At 60.2% G+C, this 1,235-nt stretch carries 2 protein-coding genes and 1 pseudogene; all 3 read left to right on the top strand.

The genetic code is table 11. From position 1 onward, the window contains the following. Nucleotides 1-389 (top strand): TlpA disulfide reductase family protein (locus JYJ84_RS37035; protein WP_205190334.1); only part of this gene is annotated, 389 nt, incomplete at its 5' end. Nucleotides 390-583: 194 nt separating this feature from the next. After that, on the top strand, nucleotides 584-1,036 hold the full coding sequence (gene aroQ / locus JYJ84_RS37030) for a type II 3-dehydroquinate dehydratase (protein WP_011350880.1): 453 nt from the start codon (nucleotides 584-586) through the stop codon (nucleotides 1,034-1,036). A 66-nt stretch (nucleotides 1,037-1,102) separates the two neighbouring features. Further along, nucleotides 1,103-1,235 (top strand): annotated as a pseudogene (locus JYJ84_RS37025) (acetyl-CoA carboxylase biotin carboxyl carrier protein); the annotation flags it as partial.

Genomic DNA, 1,235 nt, shown 5'->3' with positions numbered 1-1,235 from the left:
TGACGGGCACCGACGGCAAGCCGGCCACGCTGTCCGCCTTCAAGGGCCAGAAGGTCGTCGTCAATTTCTGGGCGTCGTGGTGCGGACCGTGCGTCGAGGAGATGCCGGAGCTCGTCGCGCTGTCGCACCAATACAAACAGAAGGGCATCCGTTTCATCGGGATCGGCGTCGATTCCGAACAGAACGTGAAGAACTTTCTGCAGAAGGTGAAGGTCGACTATCCGGTCTTCGTCAGCGGATATGCGGGCGCCGATCTGGCCCGTAATTTCGGAAATACCGCCGGCGCGTTGCCGTTTACGGTCGTCATCGACGAAACGGGCAAAATTCGCGAGACAAAATTGGGACAAATCCAACCGGCCGAGTTGAAAAAGACGCTCGACGCGCTGTAATCTGCCCGAACGGCGGCCCGCACGTTGGCGGCGATTTGCCCGTGGATCGCCGCAATTTCGCGTGAATTCGCCGATACTTTGCATGCGTGCCGGTAATTCTTGCAGGTCCGGCGCGCCCGGCCGTTCGGCAAAACTAGACAAATTTCTCTAAATAGCGCTAAAGTTCGCGCAATTCCGCAGAAATAGAAGCGACCATGACACGATTGCTGGTGTTGCACGGCCCCAACCTGAACCTTCTCGGCACCCGGGAACCGGAGGTGTACGGCCGCGTCACGCTCGCACAGATCGATCAGGCGCTTGCCGCGCGCGCCCGGGAAGCCGGCGCCGAACTGTCGTCGTTCCAGAGCAACCATGAAGGCGCGCTGGTCGACCGCATTCAGGCCGCGCGGGAGGAACAGACCGATTTCATCCTGATCAATCCGGCCGCGTATACGCACACGAGCGTCGCGATCCGGGACGCGATCGCCGGCGTTGGCATCCCGTTCGTCGAGGTTCACTTGTCGAACGTGCATCGCCGCGAAGCGTTCAGGCACCACTCCTACTTTTCCGACCAGGCCGAAGGCGTGATCTGCGGGCTCGGCTGGAAAGGTTATCTGTACGCGCTCGAGTACGCGCTGGACAAGCTGCAAGGCACGTCGCGCGGCTGATTTCGCGATCTAGATTCAGCGCCGGCTCCTAACCGGCGCTTTCACGTATTGAAAGGGGAATTCCCGATGGATCTTCGTAAGCTGAAAACTTTGATCGACCTCGTTTCCGAATCCGGCATCTCCGAGCTGGAAGTCACGGAAGGCGAAGGCAAGGTGCGCATCGTCAAGAACGCGCCGCCGGTCTACGTGCAGCCGACGG

The organism is Burkholderia sp. LMG 13014, assembly GCF_905232215.1.
Lineage (GTDB): Bacteria > Pseudomonadota > Gammaproteobacteria > Burkholderiales > Burkholderiaceae > Burkholderia.
The sequence above is the reverse complement of the archived record's forward strand: the minus strand, read 5'-3'. Positions and strand labels throughout refer to the sequence as shown.